Source organism: Pedobacter sp. 22163, assembly GCF_052045595.1.
Classification (GTDB): Bacteria; Bacteroidota; Bacteroidia; order Sphingobacteriales; family Sphingobacteriaceae; genus Pedobacter.
In genome coordinates this window covers 48,406-64,949 of the sequence record NZ_JBQEPM010000013.1, presented here as the reverse complement: position 1 = coordinate 64,949, position 16,544 = coordinate 48,406, and the positions used below count along the sequence as shown (strand labels likewise).

Genomic DNA, 16,544 nt, shown 5'->3' with positions numbered 1-16,544 from the left:
AGCTTTGCTTCCTTTAATTTTTACCTTTAGGATATGTTAACCCACCATAAAATAATTGCAGCCGAATTAAAAGTTGCAGAAAAACAAGTAACAGCAACCATAAATCTGTTAGATGAAGGTGCAACTGTACCCTTTATTTCGCGTTACCGCAAAGAGGCCACAGGCAGTTTAGATGAGGTTGAAGTAGCCGCAATCCGTGATCGGGTTTTGCAGTTGCGCGATTTAGACAAGCGCCGGGAAGCGATTTTGAAATCAATGACCGAGCTTGGCAAATTAACTCCCGAACTGGAAAAAAAGATCAACGAAGCCGAAACCATTTCACTTTTAGAAGACATTTACCTGCCATTTAAACCTAAGCGTAAAACCCGGGCATCAGTTGCAAAAGAGAAAGGATTAGAACCTTTGGCCTTGCAGATATTTGAGCAAAATGCTTTTGATTTAGAGGCATCAGCTGATAAATTTATCGATGCTGAGAAAGGTGTAAATTCACTTGACGAAGCTTTAGCAGGCGCAAGGGATATCATTGCCGAAATGATTTCTGAAAATGTGGAGGCGCGGACCAAAATGCGCACTTATTTTCAGGAAAAAGCTGTTTTTAAATCAGAGGTGATCAAAGGAAAAGAAGAAGAAGGCATTAAATATAAAGATTACTTCGAATGGAGCGAACCGGTTAAAACAGCTGCATCACATCGTGTTCTGGCTATGCGCCGTGGCGAAAAGGAGCTTATTTTGAGATTAGACGCCCTTCCACCAGCAGAAGATGCCATTGCCATTTTAGAGAACCAGTTTATTTTAGGCAATAACGCGGCTTCAAAGCAGGTTCAGCAGGCTTTGGAAGATGGCTACAAACGTTTGCTGGAACCGGCAATGGAAACCGAACTTCGGGTTTTCACCAAACAAAAAGCAGATGAGGAAGCCATCCGGGTTTTTGCCGAAAATGCACGTCAACTGTTATTGGCAGCTCCAATGGGGCAAAAAAATGTACTGGCAATCGATCCTGGTTTCCGTACCGGTTGTAAAGTGGTTTGTTTAGATAAACAAGGTCAGCTGTTAGAGAATACAGCCATTTATCCACATACCGGACAAGGGAATGTGAAAAATGCCGAATTTACCATTCAACAACTTTGTGAAAAACATAATATTGAAGCCATTGCCATTGGTAATGGTACTGCAGGAAGAGAAACTGAAGCTTTTGTTAGAGCATTGAATTTACCACACATTACAATAGTAATGGTTAACGAAAGTGGCGCTTCGATTTATTCAGCATCGGAAGTGGCCAGAGAAGAATTCCCTACACAGGACATTACCGTACGTGGAGCAGTTTCTATCGGTCGCCGTTTAATGGATCCATTAGCAGAATTGGTAAAAATAGATCCAAAATCTATCGGTGTTGGTCAATACCAACATGATGTTGATCAGAATAAATTACAGGCAAGTTTGGATGATACGGTAATCAGTGCGGTAAATGCTGTTGGTGTTGAATTAAACACCGCCTCAAAGCAGATTTTAGCCTATGTTTCTGGCTTGGGGCCAACTTTGGCACAGAATATTGTAGACTACAGGAATACGCATGGAGCATTTAAAAACCGTGAAAGCTTGAAAAAAGTACCTCGTTTGGGCGATAAAGCTTACGAGCAGGCAGCAGGTTTCTTGCGCATCCGCAATGCGGAAAATGTTTTGGATACCAGTGGTGTACACCCTGAGCGTTATGCCGTAGTAGATAAAATGGCAAAAGATTTGGGTACTACTGTTTCTGCCCTAATGAAAGATACGCAACTGCAAAAGCAGATTAAACCACAACAATATGTAACGGATGAAATCGGTTTGCCAACACTTACAGATATTTTAAAAGAACTGGCAAAACCTGGCCGCGATCCACGTGAACAATTTGAAGCTTTTAGCTTTACAGATGGTGTGAACGAAGTTTCAGATTTAAGAGTGGGTATGAAACTTCCTGGAATTGTAACCAACATTACCAATTTCGGTGCCTTTGTAGATATTGGTGTCCATCAGGATGGTCTGGTGCATACCAGTCAACTTGCAAATCGTTTTGTAGCGAATCCAAATGACATCGTTAAAGTACATCAAAAAGTAGAAGTAACGGTAATGGAAGTTGATGCTGCCCGCAAACGGATTTCCTTATCGATGAAAACAGAAGTTAATCCGAAGTCGGAAGTCCGCAGTCGGGAGACTAAGGAGCAGAAACCTAAGCCGGATTTCAAATCGAACAACAGTAAACAAAACTTCAAGCCTCGTAATGAACCAAAAGATGCGGATGGCGATTTACAAGAGAAATTAGCAAAACTGAAGGGGATGTTCAAATAGTAATTCCATAGTACTGAACGACACAAAGCCTGGCCTGTGCCGTTCAGTACGGGGATTTAATTATGAGCGATTAATAGTCGAATTGATGGGTGTAATCTTTATTAACATCTATTGTAACACCATCATCATTAGTAATCACTTTACCATCTATCTCTGCTTTATAACTGATCTGATAACTGGCATTAAAGTTAATGCACTGCACGCTGGTAGTAATTACATCAACTGGCAATACAGTCTCAATTACATAGGTTTTCGTACTTCCAGTGAAATCGTCTTTCCCTAAAGAAATAGCAGCTTCATTATTTCTGGTCACACCATTTACCTTCCAGATGGTTTTAGTGCCTTTAGTATCACCACCTACAATCACGAAAGAAACATAGTCATCAGATGAATTCACGCCGTTTGCTGTGATAGTAAATTTTGCAGTTTTGCCACTTGTTGCAGGAGTACCCTCTGAATCTTTTTTACAAGAAAATAATAACGTTAGAACAAGCGCAAGAGATAATAATTTTGATCCTTTTTTCATAGATTTTTAGTTGTTTTATTATTACAGGGACCAAAGAAAATGCCAAAACCTGTGGCTATACTCAAAATACTATATTTCAGGTAAAAAGAACTACCTATTTTTAGGTAGTTTTAGAATACTTTATTTGTTTTTGAAAGCTGGTGTGCTAAAATTATCCTTTTAAGGGGCCTATATCTGCGACACAAATTCCTTTATCGCAACATCCGGGTGATCAGTTTTCAGAAAGTTCTACAGTTATCTTAGATTGTAAAAACTACAAACCCACAAACTTATCCCGATGTTCTAATCTTGTTTTAGGTAAACTATCAGGATAATTATTCTGGATAAAAGCAATCATAGCTTCCCTAACATGGCAGCGTAGATCGAAAGCCCTTGAAGAATTAGAAGCACTCATCAGAAATCGGACTTCAATGACGCCATCTTTTGTACTATCGGTAACCTGTACTACATTTACGCGCTTGTCCCAAAGTGGATTAGCATCCAATAACCTGGATAATTCTTGCCGCATTGGTTCAATAGGGATCGTATAATCCAGGTATAAAAAAACCGTTCCGAGCAGGTCGGCAGAAACACGGGTCCAGTTTTGAAAAGGCTTTTCGATGAAATAGGTAATTGGCAAGATTAACCGCCGTTGATCCCAAATATTAACCACCACATAGGTTAAGGTGATCTCTTCTACTTTACCCCATTCGCCTTCCACAATCAAAACATCATCAATCCTGATTGGTTGGGTAAAGGCAATCTGAAAGCCGGCTAATAAATTTCCAAGCGATTTCTGCGCGGCAAAGCCTATAATAATTCCACCGATGCCAACACCGGTAAGCAGCCCTGCTCCGATTTTGCGCATACTTTCAAAACTCAATAAAATAATAGCAGCAGTAATTAAAATAATAAGCGAAATAATAAACTTTCGAACAAACTGTAACTGTGTTCTGATTTTACGTTCTTTTAGATTATTTTCTTTGTTTAGATCATATTTCAGGTAGAAATAATCTTCCAAAACGTTAATTGTTCTCACCAAAATAAGTGCAAAAGTAATCGTCAGGGCAATTTCTAATATTTTCGTTATTGGAAGACGATATGTTGGCGCCATCTCCATCAGCGTTAACGAGAAATTAAGGAACAATAAGGGAATAAAAATAGCTACAGGTCTCCTCAAATGCTTTACTGTCGATTTTATAATGATAAAATCCCACCAACGCGAAAGCAGGATGAAAGTTTTATGAATGATAAACTTGATTAAAATACCAAGAGATACCGCTATTAAGCCAATGATCAGGTTCTTAAGAAATAAAGGGATGGGATAACCGAAAATCTGGTCGATATACTGCATAAACGAAATTTGTGGTTAATAAATACGGCGATCAGCCAATGGATATTCTTATAACAGCTAGATTTTTGGATTGTTTGCCAACAGAAAACCAAGAGCCGCAAATAAATTATTTACATTAGCATTTTGTAGATTTTCAAAAAAGAAAAGATGGATTTTTTCGATGCCAAAAGTATATTTTTCACGGTTCTTGAATATAAAATGAGCTATCTGGAATTCTTCGCGGTAATTACGGGGATTATTTCAGTTATTCTTTCAGCAAAAGCCAGCGTTTGGAGCTGGCCTGCTGGCATTGTTAATGTATTTCTATCGGCCTTTTTATATTACCAAAACCAGCTTTACCCCGATATGTTTTTGATGGCTTTCTTTTTTATAACCAACATTATGGGCTGGTGGCGATGGACGAATCCAAAACCAGAAGAAGAAGACAAAAACAAAGAACTTAAAATCAGTTTTATGCCTGTAAGGCAGTTTTTAATCTTACTGGCTATAGGTATTGTTGGTACATTGCTAATGGGTACCCTGGCTAGTCAGCTCCACAATTGGCTTCCGCTACTCTTCAACCTGCCAAGTGCTTATCCTTTTGTCGATTCATTTATTTTTGTAATGAGTGTAATCACCACTTTTCTGATGATCCAGAAAAGAGTAGAATGTTGGATTATCTGGCTGCTCATTGATGTAGTGGCTACTTACCTGTACTTTTTAAAAGGCATCAAGTTTATGGGGGTAGAATATTTCATCTTCACCATTATTGCTGCTTTTGCATTGTGGCATTGGATAAAAGAATATAAAAGCTACGCTAAAACGGCATGAAAAGAGGTTTAGTGATTGGCAAATTTATGCCTATTCATAATGGGCATATTGCACTTATTGATTTTGCAGCTTCGCAGTGTGATGAGCTGATTGTATCAATGAGTTTTACTCCTGACGACAAGATTGATCCGGTTTTACGTTTTGAATGGATCAAAGAGATTTTTAAGGATCGGCCCGGCATCAAACCAGCTATCATTGCTGATGATTTTGATGATGAAACACTCGCTTTAAATAATCGGACAAATATTTGGGCGATCAGGATGCGGGAGGTATATCCAAAAATTGATATTCTTTTTAGCTCCGAGTTTTATGGAGAACCATTTGCCTTCAATTTACAAGCTGAACACATCTTATTTGACGAGCAGCGGAAATCCACCCCCGTTTCAGCAACCCTAATCAGAAACCATCCGTTTCAACATTGGGAATTTATCCCAAAAGAAGTCCGGCCATATTTTGTAAAGAAGATTTGCCTCTACGGACCAGAAAGCACAGGAAAATCGACAATGGCAGAGAAAATGGCTTTGCATTATCATACTACTTTTGTACCTGAAGTTGCACGCGAATTAATTACCTCGAACGATATTACTGTCGATGACATTATCAAAATCGGGAGAGCACAAACTGAAAGGGTAAAAGAAAAAACCAATGTTGCGAATAAGATCATTTTTTGTGATACTGATCTAATTACTACAAAAATATACTCACTATACTATTTAAATGAGATTCCGGATATCCTAAACGATCTTGAAAATGAAATCAAATACGATTTATATTTCCTGTTAGATATTGATGTAGAATGGGTAGCCGATCATCTCCGTGATTTTGGAGACAGGCGCCCGGAAATGTTTAAGCTTTTTAAGGCAGAGCTAGAAAAACGTGGAATAAATTACATTCAAATCAGTGGCAATTATAGAGAGCGGGAAGAAAAGATCAAAAAGATTATAGATTCAATTTTGGTTTAAAGAATCTATTTTTTGTATCTTCAATTTAAATCCAAAAATGATATGACAGCTAAAAAAGTGCTTCCTATCATCCCTGACAATATTGTAGTTAATAAAATTTACGAGCTAAGAGGTCTTAAAGTGATGCTCGATAGTGATCTGGCAGCGCTTTATGGTGTAGAGACTAAACGCCTCAATGAGCAAGTTGGCAGAAATCCAGATAGATTTCCCGAAGATTTCATGTTTCAACTTACTGATGAGGAATGGTTAAACTTGAAGTCGCAATTTGCGACTTCAAGTTGGGGAGGAAGAAGAAAACCTCCGTTTGTTTTTACCGAACATGGCATACTGATGCTTTCGAGTGTATTAAATAGTAAGCAAGCGATTCAAGTGAATATTCAAATTGTAAGGATTTTATCTCGTATCCGTCAATTTATTATTGATAATGGCGAGCTCAAACTTGAAATCGAAGAGATTAAAAAGAAGCTAAATAATCACGATAAAAACATCGAATTGGTTTTTACCTATCTGGATAAACTCATTGATAAAAAAATTGGACCAAGAAAAAGGATTGGTTATATGCCTGATGATTTGTAATAGATAGTAGTAAATATCTATGCACTTTACTCCTAACCTTTAATAATTGTACTAGCCCGGAGTTTTAAACGGGATTGCAGCGATATCCTTTTTTGTTTTTTGCCTTGACAAATTAATAGCACCTAGGCAAGAAATTTGTTAAAGCTTAAAAAAACAAAAAAGATTTAGCGTAAAGCCCGACTGGAACCACCCCAAGAACTACAAGTTGCGCTTTACAAATAGCAACAATTAGATGGCCACATCACTGCGCTCTTCGCAATGACGATATTTTTATATCAAAATTTTTCTCTTCAACTATTTGATAATAAAAGTATTCTATCTATCTTTGCAGTCCCAAATTTAATGGGAATAATAAATTGTTTAATAAATTAAATACAAGCAAGTGAATACGTTAAGTTACAAAACTGTCTCGGCCAATGCGAAAACTGTTAACAAACAGTGGATTGTTGTTGATGCGCAAGGCGAGATTTTGGGGCGCTTGTCATCGAAGATCGCTATGATCATCCGTGGTAAAAACAAGCCTGAGTACACCCCACACGTAGATTGCGGAGATAACGTTATCGTTATTAATGCAGACAAGGTTAAATTGACAGGAAACAAATTCAGCGAAAAGCAATATGTTTCTTATACTGGTTATCCAGGTGGTCAACGTTTTATTTCTCCTAAGGAGTTAATGGCGAAACACCCTCAACGTGTAATCGAGAAAGCGGTACGCGGTATGCTACCGAAAACTAAATTGGGTAAAAAATTATACACCAATCTTTTTGTGTATGCTGGTGAAACTCACCCTCATGCAGCTCAATCTCCAAAAACCATTAAACTTTAAGAAATGTCAGTTACTAACACTTCAGGAAGAAGAAAAACAGCTGTTGCACGTATCTACTTAAAAGATGGTGCTGGCGCAATTACCGTTAACGGTAAAGATCACAAAGTATATTTCCCAACTTTACCTTTGCAATATATCGTAAACCAAAGTTTAGAAGTTTCTGAGCTTGTAGGTCGTTACGATATCACTGTAAATGTACAGGGTGGTGGAGTAAAAGGACAAGCAGAAGCTGTTCGTTTAGCTATTGCTAAAGCGATTGTTGAACTAGATGCGGAGAAAAAACCTGCATTACGTGCTAAAGGCCTAATGACGCGTGATATGCGTATGGTTGAGCGTAAAAAACCAGGACGTGCTAAAGCTCGTAAGAAATTCCAATTCAGTAAACGTTAATCACAGGAGGCAAAGACAATGGCAAGAACAACTTATCAAGACTTATTGGATGCAGGTGTACACTTTGGTCACCTTACCCGTAAATGGAATCCAAAAATGGCTCCTTACATTTTCATGGAGCGCAATGGAATTCACATTATAGATTTAAATAAAACTTTAACTAAAACTGAAGAAGCTGCGGCTGCGATTAAACAAATCGTAAAATCAGGACGTAAAGTATTATTTGTTTCAACAAAAAAACAAGCAAAAGGAATCGTAGCTGAACAAGCTAAAAAAGTAAACATGCCTTTCGTAACCGAGCGTTGGTTAGGTGGTATGTTAACTAACTTTGCTACTGTTCGCAAGTCAATCAAAAAGATGTCTAACATCGATAAAATGACTAAAGACGGTACTTATTCGATCTTATCTAAAAAAGAGCGCTTAATGATTCAACGTGAGCGTATTAAATTAGAATCACTTTTAGGTGGTATTGCTGATTTAAACCGTTTACCTGCAGCTTTATTCTTAATTGATGTTAAGAAAGAACATATTGCAGTTACTGAAGCGTTAAAATTAAACATCCCTACTTTTGCAATGGTTGATACTAACTCTGATCCTTCTAACATCGATTTCCCTATCCCGGCGAATGATGATGCTACCAAATCAATCTCTTTAATTACTGATGTAATCATCAAAGCTATTGAAGAAGGTTTAGATGAGCGTAAACGCGAAAAAGATGATGAAGCTGAAAAAGAAGCAGTAGCAGCGAAAGTTGCAGCTGATGCTCCAGAATCAAAAGAGCCTAGAGCAGCTGGTGAAAAAAGACCAACTACTAAAAAGGTAACTGCTGAAGCAGAAGTTGAAGCTCCTTCATCAGAAGAAACTAAAACAGAAGAATAGTAATATTTTTTAATTGCAGGTTACTGGTTTCAGGTTTTAAGTTGGCTTAACATGAGTTTAACTTGGCGCTTGTAACTTGTAACCTGTAATTGTTATAACAAGATTGTAAATTTAAAAAAGGAAATAAAATGTCTACAGTACAAATTACTGCCGCAGATGTAAATAAACTACGCCAACAAACTGGTGCTGGTATGATGGATTGCAAAAAAGCACTATTAGAAGCTAATGGCGATTTCGAAGCTGCTGTTGATTTATTGCGTAAAAAAGGTCAAAAAGTATCTGCCGCTCGTTCTGGTAATGCTACTTCTGAAGGTCTGGTATCTATCAATGTTTCAGCGGATGGCACAAATGGTAAATTAGTTGCTTTAGCTTGTGAAACTGAGCCAGTTTCTAAAGTTGAAGATTTCCGTAATTTAGCTCAGGCTGTTTTAGCTGCAGCAGTTGCCAACAATCCTGCTACTACTGAAGAATTATCAGCGATTACTTTGGAAGATGGACGTACAGTTGCCGAAACCATAACTGAACTAACCGGTAAAATCGGAGAGAAAATCGTTATTCAAGAGTATGCAAATATATCTGGCGAGAAAATCGTTTCTTATATCCACTCTAATGGCAAAATGGGTGTTTTAGTGGTATTTGAAGGCGCTAATGGTGCAGATATTACTGAAGCCGGTAAAGATGTTGCTATGCAAATTGCTGCAATGAACCCAGTTGCTGTTGATAAAGATGGTGTTGACCCTGCTACTATTGAACGTGAAATCGAAATTGCTAAAGACGTTATCCGTCAAGAAGGCAAACCAGAGGAAATGGTTGAGAAAATTGCTGCTGGTAAATTGAATAAATTCTACAAAGACAGTACTTTATTAAACCAGGAGTTTGTTAAAGATAGTTCTATCGATGTGCGTAAATATTTAGATAACACTTCTAAAGGTTTAACAGTAACGGCTTTCAAACGTGTACAATTAGGTGCATAAGCATTATAAACAATATAAAAAAGTCCTGATGAAAATCGGGACTTTTTTTATGCCTTATATTCCAATAATTTCCGTCATCTCGCTGAAACGCAGTGAAATGGAGAGATCTATAAAGATAAATTTAGCTTCGCTGAGCATTTATGGTTCTCGATTACATTTGCACTCCGCTGACGGCCAGTTATGCGACCTTACTTTCTAAGTGCAGTATAAGCGCCCACTTCCTTACCCGAATCATCGAGCATACTTGCCACGAGTTTATTTTTATCAGCTTTTATTTTGGTAATTGTTCTTGTTCCTGTCCTTGGCCCGCCACCAATAATTAAAGGGTAATGGTTTAATGCTTTATCAGGTTGGTGCACCATGTACTTATGGGTATGACCACTTAAAACCAAGTCTACTTTACCCTGATTCAACAATGGCTCAAATAGTTCAGTGCAATGTTTTGGCCCATGTGCATCGCCCGAAAAGCGTGGTGGAATATGCATCAATACTACTCTAAACGGTGCTTTTTTAAATTCCTTTGAGTTTATTTCTGTTTTAAGCCATTCAGCCTGTTGAATTCTATAATCATCAAAATCTACAATACCGGCATATACTGGATGCGCATCTTCTTTATCTTCACCAGTATCTAAAATTACAAAGCGAACAGGCCCCAAGGTAAAAGCTGCATGGCCAACATGCATATAATACTGCGGAAATTCGCGTGCAAATTTACCACGCGTTTCGTGATTGCCCCTTACATAAATAAAAGGTGTACGCTTTGCAAAACTATCTACACAGGGCTGCAGCATATGTTCGATAATCTGTTTCTCATCGGTTTGATAATCGAATATATCTCCATTAAAGAAAATAAAGTCTTGCTTTTTGTCGGGAACAAGCGCTAACAATTGAGGGATTGATTCCGGGCGATCGTGCGTATCATTCATCATTAAGAATGAAACCTCACCTTTCGCCCCGTCGGCATTCACAAATTCTTCAACAGTACTGCTTATCGTTGCACCATAGGTTAATTTGTAGGGTTGGAAATCTTTAATTTCTTTTGAAACGATTTTATAATAATATTTTGTTCCTGGTTTTAAATTTTTGAGCGTTACGGCGTTTAACTTACTATTAGCCTGCATTAAGCCCAATTCGGCCTTTCCATATGCTTTTTGGCTCAGTTGATCTGCCTGCTCCCCAAATTCTACCCAACCTGCAGCATTTTTATTGGTTAACCAAAGAATGGTCATCGAGTTATTGAAATTGGTTTGGAGATAAGGGCCTACTGCAATTTTAAATTCATCGTCCCTAAGGGTTACGTTTGCAATGGCTGCAGATGGCGCTACCAGGGTAGCGGCACCTAAAGTTAGTCCGGCCTTTAAAAAACTTCTTCTATTTGGCTGATTTTCATTCATTTGGTTATTTCATCTTATTATCCAAATATATAGCTACAATATTTAACTTTGACCGTGTAAGATTAAATTTACTCAAACGTTTGATATGCCTAAAGTAATTTCCAATGCCTCCTATTTTGAGGGAAACGATTTAAAAAAGAATCTGGACATCATAATTAATGGCGCTCTAATTTCCAATATTAATGAAAGCAGAAACAATGAAACCAGCCATTCGCTTGTTGTACCAGGTTTTATAGATTTACAGATTTATGGTGCAGGCGACAGGTTATTTTCAGCCGAGCCAAGCGCAGAATCGTTAAGCATCATGGAAAATGACCTGCTTAAAAAAGGGACTACAGGCTTTTTAGCTTGTATGGCAACAAATTCTCCTGAAGTTTTTGATGACTGTATCAAAGCAGCTAAAGAACACCGTACAGCTGCAAAAAATTTCCTGGGATTACATTTGGAAGGGCCGTTTTTAAATCCAAAACGTTTGGGTGCGCATGTTCCGGCCTTTGTACGTAAAGCCTCCCTAGATGAAATTAAGAAACTGATTGATTTTGGTGATGGGGTAATTAAAATGATGACCATTGCCCCAGAACTTCAGGATGATGAAGTGATCGAATATTTGTTAGCTAATGGGGTGGTGGTTTCATTAGGGCATAGTAATGCGACATTTGATGAGGCAACGGCTGCTTATAACAAGGGCATCCAAACCACTACACACCTCTTTAATGCGATGAGCCCCATCCACCATCGCCAACCTGGAATACCAACAGCTGTTTTTAGCCACAACAAAGCTATGGCCAGTATTATTGCCGATGGTCAGCATGTAGATTTCGAAGTGGTTAAGTTTGCCCAAAAACTTTTAAAAGAACGTTTGTTCCTCATTACCGATGCGGTTACTGCTTGTTCAACAGGGCCGTATCAGCATGTTCAAAAAGGCAATAAATATGTGATGCCAGATGGGACACTTTCCGGCTCATCGCTCACGATGTTAGAAGCTGTTAAAAATTGTGTACTACATTGTGATATCAGCTTAAATGATGCAATTAAAATGGGAACGCTCTACCCTGCCCAATTGATCGGCATCGAAAATCTTACTGCAACGATAGAAACCGGGCATCAGGCAAACTTATTGGTACTTGATGATGACCTGAATTTAAAAGAGGTCGTATTTAAAGGCGAAACGATATAATTAATTTAACATGTTCAACAAAATCCTCGCAGCAATAATATTCTTGTCAGTTTATACCAGTAATTCCTGGGGACAAGAAATAGGTACTGCTTTTACAATAATACCCCTCGGAGTGAAGGGCGGAGACGATGAGAGCAATTTATCCTCTTATATGATTGCTCCAAAAGGTAGCGCAAATTATGTTTGTTTAGATGCAGGCACCATAAATGCCGGTATTCAAAAGGCCATTGAATATAAATCATTAAGAGGAATAAGCGAAGAGATTCAGCGCAAAAAGATTAAGGGATATTTGATCTCACATGCACATTTAGATCATGTAGCAGGATTGATTATCAACTCTCCGGCCGATACATCCAAAAACATCTACGGAATACCTTCAGTGTTGAATATTTTAAAGGATAAATATTTTACCTGGGATGCCTGGGCCAATTTTGCAAATGAAGGCGAAAAGCCACAATTAAAAAAGTATACTTATTTTCCATTGATTGAAGGCAATACCAATCTGCTTGATGGAACGGAAATGAAAGTAAAGGCTTTCGAACTTAGCCATGGAAATCCGTATAAGAGCACTGCTTTTTTGATCAGTCACAATGATAGTTATGTATTGTACCTCGGAGATACCGGCGCAGATGAAATTGAAAAATCGGATAAACTCGCCAGCTTATGGCAAACCATATCCCCATTGATTAATCAAGGCCAATTAAAAGCAATCTTTTTGGAAGTTTCTTTCCCAAATGAGCAACCTGATAAGCAATTATTTGGACACCTTACCCCAAAGCTTTTTTTCAGTGAAATTGGTAAACTTAAAAGTTTAACAGATGGCGATGCCATTAAAAAAGTTTCTTTTATAGTAACCCATATTAAACCTCCCCAACGTAGTGCCGAAAAAATAAAACATCAATTACTTACCGAAAACGCACTGAATTTAAACTTAATATTTCCTAAGCAAGGGAAACTGTTAACTATTAATTAATATAAATGCAACATTAGCTACAGTAAGTCGGAGTATTTTTGCTTAAAAATTACTCATGAAAAAAACCTTACTTCTATTTACAACATTTCTATTTTTAATACTCTTAAAAATAGATGCTGTTGCGCAAAATGAAACAACAGCATCTATAAATGGAATAGTTGTCGATGCTAAAGGGCCAATTAGCGGGGCTACAGTGATTGCCATACATGAACCGTCAGGCTCAAGATATGCCACTTCTACCCGATCGGATGGCCGTTACAATTTACCAGCCATGCGTATTGGTGGCCCTTACTCCATTACCGTTTCATTTATTGGCTTTAAAAATCAAACACAACGTATTGAAAAATTGGCCCTTGGCCAAAGTTCTACTTTAAATGTATCTTTAAGTGAAGACGCCAGTAATTTATCAGAAGTTACGGTATCAGGAAAACAAAGTAAAGTTTTTAACTCGGGAAGAACGGGTGCATCGCAGAATATTTCAAGAACAGCAATTCAAAATTTACCAACTTTAAATAGAAGCTTTACCGATTTTGTGAAGCTTACCCCTCAGTTCTCTTTACAGTTTGGAAGTCCAAGTATTGCAGGAAGAAGTAACCTGGCCAACAATTTTACGGTTGATGGAGCGCTGTTTAATAATGCATTCGGTTTACAGGGTACCATTGGGAGCCAAACGAGTTCTCAACCGATTAATATGGATGCCTTCGAAGAAATTACAGTAAATATTGCGCCCTATGATATCCGTCAGAGCGGTTTTACAGGCGCTGCAATAAATGCGGTAACCAGAAGTGGTACAAATGAATTTCAAGGCTCTTTAAATACTTACTACAGAAATCAGGACCTGGTAAGTGATTACAATTATGCTGGATTAAAGGTGCCGGTAACCAACTTCAGCCTTAAAGGTTATGGATTTACTTTAGGTGGACCGATTATTAAAAATAAATTATTCTTTTTTGCCAGTGGAGAATTGGAAAGAAGATCAGACCCAGGAACAGGATTTTCAGCCTCAAGGGGTGGAAGCACGGGACCAAATATATCTCAGGCAAAAGGCGAAGACTTAGATAAGTTAAGTTCTTTTCTACAAACACTTGGTTACGATCCGGGGGCTTACGAAAATTATGCTTTAAAAACCAGGAGCGATAAACTATCTGCCAAATTAGACTATAATATTGATGATAAAAACACTTTAAGTTTAAAATATTTCTATTTCAGATCTTATAAAGATATTTTGCCAAGTAATAGCGGTGCGCCAAAAAATAACCGCCAGCCATCGCAATTGGGCCTTCCTTTTCAATCGGCAGGATATGGCATAAACAACAACATGGATAACGTTAACCTCGAGTTCAGAACACGTTTTAACAATAAATTCTCTAATCAGTTAACTGTTGGTTACAACAGCATGAACGATTTCAGAGAATCAAAGGGGAACAAACCTTTTCCACTTGTTGATATTATGAATCCTGATGGAAGTTCGTATACCGCTTTTGGCTACGAACCTTTTACTGCCTTTAATACCTTAAAAACTAAAGTTTACCAGATTACAGATAATTTTAATATCTATGCAGGCCGCCACGAAATAACATTGGGCGCCAATTATGAAGGCTACAGAACGCTTAACGGTTTCGCCCCCAACTATTATGGTGCCTATACCTTTAACAGCCTTGCCGATTTTTATAACAGTGCCAATAATGGTGTATCAAATGCAACGAAATACCAGGTTCAATATTCGGTTATGCCTGATGGATCATTCCCTTATGCAGAAATCCAGTCGAATATGTATGGCTTGTATGCGCAAGATGCCTTTACAGTTAACGATCAGTTAAAATTAACCCTTGGCTTACGTGCAGATTTAACCAGCGTTTCTTCACCAGCATCACTAAGCAACCCGAATGTAGAAAAGCTGACTTTCGAAAATGACGAAAAAATTGATGTGAGCAGATTTCCTAAAAGTTCTATTTTATGGTCGCCGCGTTTAGGCTTTAACTGGGATGTAAATCATGCCGGAAAAACACAAGTACGAGGTGGTACGGGGCTATTTACAGGAAGACCTCCACTGGTTTGGGTATCTAACCAGGCCAGCAACAATGGTGTTCAATTTGGTTCTGAATCGATTAACAACCCAACCAACAGACCATTTACCCCCAACGTTGATGCTTATAGAAATGTAAATAAGGCTACAGCAGCAAACAACACAGCCTACAATCTGGCAGTAGCCCAACAGGATTTTAAATTTATGCAGGTTTGGCGTTCAAATTTGGCTGTTGATCAGAAATTGCCTGGCGGTATAACCGGAACAATCGAAGCGCTATATTCAAAAGACATTAATTCTGTTTATTTCCGTAATGTGAATTTAAACACTTCGGCATACACCCTTTTAAAAGGTGCAGATAACCGCCCGAGGTACACTAGCTCAAGAATTTACGGATCGGCAACCCCTACTCCTGCTAACCCAAACATTTCTGATGCAGTTGTAATGACCAATACCAATAAAGGCCATAGTTTAGCAATTACAGGAACATTATCAAAAGAGTTTGCAGGAGGTCTTTTTGCAACCGCAGGTTATACTTATACCGATTCGAGATCAGTTAATGATGGTGGCTCTATTGCTCAAAGTATGTGGAGAGACCGTCAGGTATCTGGCAGCCCGAATACAGATGCACTTTCTTATTCAAGCTATATGGTTAAAAACCGGTTCATTGCCTCTGTTGTTTACAGAAAGGAATACATTAACCACTTAGGTACAACATTCTCTATGTTCTATCAACTACAGGATGGCTTTAGGTATTCTTACACTTATGGAAGCGACTTAAACAATGATGGTTTAAGCGGAAACGATTTAATTTATGTCCCGGCAAATAAATCCGACATCGTTTTGGTACCAGAAAATGCTGCTGATACCCGCACACCTGATCAGCTTTGGGGTCAATTGAACAGCTACATCAGTCAAGACAATTATCTTAACAAAAAAAGAGGTCAGTATGCAGAAAGAAATGGTCTTGTTGGTAATGTAATCGGTACGCTTGATATTCGACTAGCACAAGATTTATTCGCAAACCTGAAAGGCAAAAAGCACTCTCTTCAGCTTACTTTTGATATTTTCAATTTCGGAAATATGATCAATAAAACTTGGGGAGTTCCAAAATTTGCCAACAGGGCTAACGGACTTCTTAACTTTAAAGGAGTGGATGCAACATCTGGTAAACCTACTTTTTCTTTCCCTTACCTAAATGCAGACAACAACGTGCCCTTGGTTAATACATTTTCAAGCAATATTGATGAAACTGCCCGTTGGAGAATCCAATTCGGATTAAGATATAGATTTAATCAATAATTTTTCAAACTAAAAAATCAAAAATGGCTGGATCGGATAACGATTCAGCCATTTTTGATATAAAAGGGATA

14 protein-coding genes are annotated in these 16,544 nt (G+C 38.1%); 11 read left to right on the top strand and 3 right to left on the bottom strand.

What is annotated here, in order from left to right; all coding sequences use genetic code 11:
• Positions 1 to 33: 33 nt before the first annotated feature.
• Positions 34 to 2,325, top strand: a complete 2,292-nt coding sequence (locus tag ACTJKN_RS25325) for a Tex family protein (protein ID WP_440828421.1) — start codon at positions 34 to 36, stop codon at positions 2,323 to 2,325.
• Positions 2,326 to 2,395: 70 nt separating this feature from the next.
• Here the strand turns inward: ACTJKN_RS25325 and ACTJKN_RS25320 are convergent, their stop codons facing one another.
• Both ACTJKN_RS25320 and ACTJKN_RS25315 read right to left on the bottom strand, forming a co-directional pair.
• Positions 2,396 to 2,851, bottom strand: coding sequence for a hypothetical protein (locus ACTJKN_RS25320; RefSeq protein WP_440828420.1), 456 nt, complete (start codon positions 2,849 to 2,851; stop codon positions 2,396 to 2,398).
• A gap of 253 nt (positions 2,852 to 3,104) precedes the next feature.
• Positions 3,105 to 4,184: a mechanosensitive ion channel family protein gene (locus ACTJKN_RS25315; protein ID WP_440828419.1), complete on the bottom strand. Its 1,080-nt coding sequence runs from the start codon at positions 4,182 to 4,184 to the stop codon at positions 3,105 to 3,107.
• Positions 4,185 to 4,331: 147 nt separating this feature from the next.
• On the opposite strand from ACTJKN_RS25315, the gene pnuC reads away from it, so the two are divergent.
• The 7 genes from pnuC to tsf all read left to right on the top strand — a co-directional run bounded on the left by pnuC (position 4,332) and on the right by tsf (position 9,601).
• Positions 4,332 to 4,994 carry a nicotinamide riboside transporter PnuC gene (gene pnuC / locus ACTJKN_RS25310; protein ID WP_440828418.1) on the top strand — a complete coding sequence of 221 codons (663 nt, stop codon included), beginning with the start codon at positions 4,332 to 4,334 and terminating at the stop codon, positions 4,992 to 4,994.
• On the top strand, positions 4,991 to 5,956 hold the full coding sequence (locus ACTJKN_RS25305; protein WP_440828417.1) for an AAA family ATPase: 966 nt from the start codon (positions 4,991 to 4,993) through the stop codon (positions 5,954 to 5,956). Before pnuC ends, ACTJKN_RS25305 begins: the two co-directional genes overlap by 4 nt.
• 42 nt (positions 5,957 to 5,998) lie before the next feature.
• On the top strand, positions 5,999 to 6,532 hold the full coding sequence (locus ACTJKN_RS25300; RefSeq protein WP_440828416.1) for an ORF6N domain-containing protein: 534 nt from the start codon (positions 5,999 to 6,001) through the stop codon (positions 6,530 to 6,532).
• Between the two features lie 382 nt (positions 6,533 to 6,914).
• The gene (rplM, locus tag ACTJKN_RS25295; RefSeq protein ID WP_010602007.1) at positions 6,915 to 7,358 is read left to right on the top strand and encodes a 50S ribosomal protein L13; all 444 of its coding nucleotides are present in this window, start codon (positions 6,915 to 6,917) and stop codon (positions 7,356 to 7,358) included.
• A gap of 3 nt (positions 7,359 to 7,361) precedes the next feature.
• Positions 7,362 to 7,748 (top strand): 30S ribosomal protein S9, encoded by a 387-nt coding sequence (rpsI, locus tag ACTJKN_RS25290; RefSeq protein ID WP_029279076.1) that lies wholly within the window; start codon positions 7,362 to 7,364, stop codon positions 7,746 to 7,748.
• 18 nt (positions 7,749 to 7,766) lie between these two features.
• Positions 7,767 to 8,627: a 30S ribosomal protein S2 gene (gene rpsB, locus ACTJKN_RS25285; RefSeq protein WP_029279074.1), complete on the top strand. Its 861-nt coding sequence runs from the start codon at positions 7,767 to 7,769 to the stop codon at positions 8,625 to 8,627.
• A 128-nt stretch (positions 8,628 to 8,755) separates the two neighbouring features.
• Complete coding sequence (gene tsf, locus ACTJKN_RS25280; protein WP_108197831.1) at positions 8,756 to 9,601, top strand: translation elongation factor Ts; 846 nt, start codon at positions 8,756 to 8,758, stop codon at positions 9,599 to 9,601.
• Positions 9,602 to 9,789: 188 nt separating this feature from the next.
• On the opposite strand, the gene ACTJKN_RS25275 is transcribed toward tsf, so the two are convergent.
• Entirely contained in the window at positions 9,790 to 10,995 is a 1,206-nt protein-coding gene (locus tag ACTJKN_RS25275; RefSeq protein WP_440828415.1) for a metallophosphoesterase, read from the bottom strand.
• Positions 10,996 to 11,080: 85 nt separating this feature from the next.
• On the opposite strand from ACTJKN_RS25275, the gene nagA reads away from it, so the two are divergent.
• From nagA to ACTJKN_RS25260, 3 genes are read left to right on the top strand one after another with little or no spacing between them, the layout of a single operon-like run.
• Positions 11,081 to 12,172, top strand: a complete 1,092-nt coding sequence (nagA, locus tag ACTJKN_RS25270; protein ID WP_440828414.1) for an N-acetylglucosamine-6-phosphate deacetylase — start codon at positions 11,081 to 11,083, stop codon at positions 12,170 to 12,172.
• A gap of 10 nt (positions 12,173 to 12,182) precedes the next feature.
• Positions 12,183 to 13,145: an MBL fold metallo-hydrolase gene (locus ACTJKN_RS25265; protein WP_440828413.1), complete on the top strand. Its 963-nt coding sequence runs from the start codon at positions 12,183 to 12,185 to the stop codon at positions 13,143 to 13,145.
• Between the two features lie 55 nt (positions 13,146 to 13,200).
• The gene (locus ACTJKN_RS25260; RefSeq protein ID WP_440828412.1) at positions 13,201 to 16,473 is read left to right on the top strand and encodes a TonB-dependent receptor; all 3,273 of its coding nucleotides are present in this window, start codon (positions 13,201 to 13,203) and stop codon (positions 16,471 to 16,473) included.
• Positions 16,474 to 16,544: the final 71 nt, after the last annotated feature.

Bases quoted from the DNA above. Each gene is read 5' to 3' on its own strand.
- rpsB (WP_029279074.1), top strand. From the start codon at position 7,767: ATGGCAAGAACAACTTATCAAGACTTATTGGATGCAGGTGTACACTTT.
- ACTJKN_RS25260 (WP_440828412.1), top strand. From the start codon at position 13,201: ATGAAAAAAACCTTACTTCTATTTACAACATTTCTATTTTTAATACTC.
- ACTJKN_RS25315 (WP_440828419.1), bottom strand. From the start codon at position 4,184: ATGCAGTATATCGACCAGATTTTCGGTTATCCCATCCCTTTATTTCTT.
- ACTJKN_RS25300 (WP_440828416.1), top strand. From the start codon at position 5,999: ATGACAGCTAAAAAAGTGCTTCCTATCATCCCTGACAATATTGTAGTT.
- ACTJKN_RS25325 (WP_440828421.1), top strand. From the start codon at position 34: ATGTTAACCCACCATAAAATAATTGCAGCCGAATTAAAAGTTGCAGAA.
- tsf (WP_108197831.1), top strand. From the start codon at position 8,756: ATGTCTACAGTACAAATTACTGCCGCAGATGTAAATAAACTACGCCAA.
- ACTJKN_RS25275 (WP_440828415.1), bottom strand. From the start codon at position 10,995: ATGAATGAAAATCAGCCAAATAGAAGAAGTTTTTTAAAGGCCGGACTA.
- pnuC (WP_440828418.1), top strand. From the start codon at position 4,332: ATGGATTTTTTCGATGCCAAAAGTATATTTTTCACGGTTCTTGAATAT.
- ACTJKN_RS25305 (WP_440828417.1), top strand. From the start codon at position 4,991: ATGAAAAGAGGTTTAGTGATTGGCAAATTTATGCCTATTCATAATGGG.
- rpsI (WP_029279076.1), top strand. From the start codon at position 7,362: ATGTCAGTTACTAACACTTCAGGAAGAAGAAAAACAGCTGTTGCACGT.
- ACTJKN_RS25265 (WP_440828413.1), top strand. From the start codon at position 12,183: ATGTTCAACAAAATCCTCGCAGCAATAATATTCTTGTCAGTTTATACC.
- ACTJKN_RS25320 (WP_440828420.1), bottom strand. From the start codon at position 2,851: ATGAAAAAAGGATCAAAATTATTATCTCTTGCGCTTGTTCTAACGTTA.
- nagA (WP_440828414.1), top strand. From the start codon at position 11,081: ATGCCTAAAGTAATTTCCAATGCCTCCTATTTTGAGGGAAACGATTTA.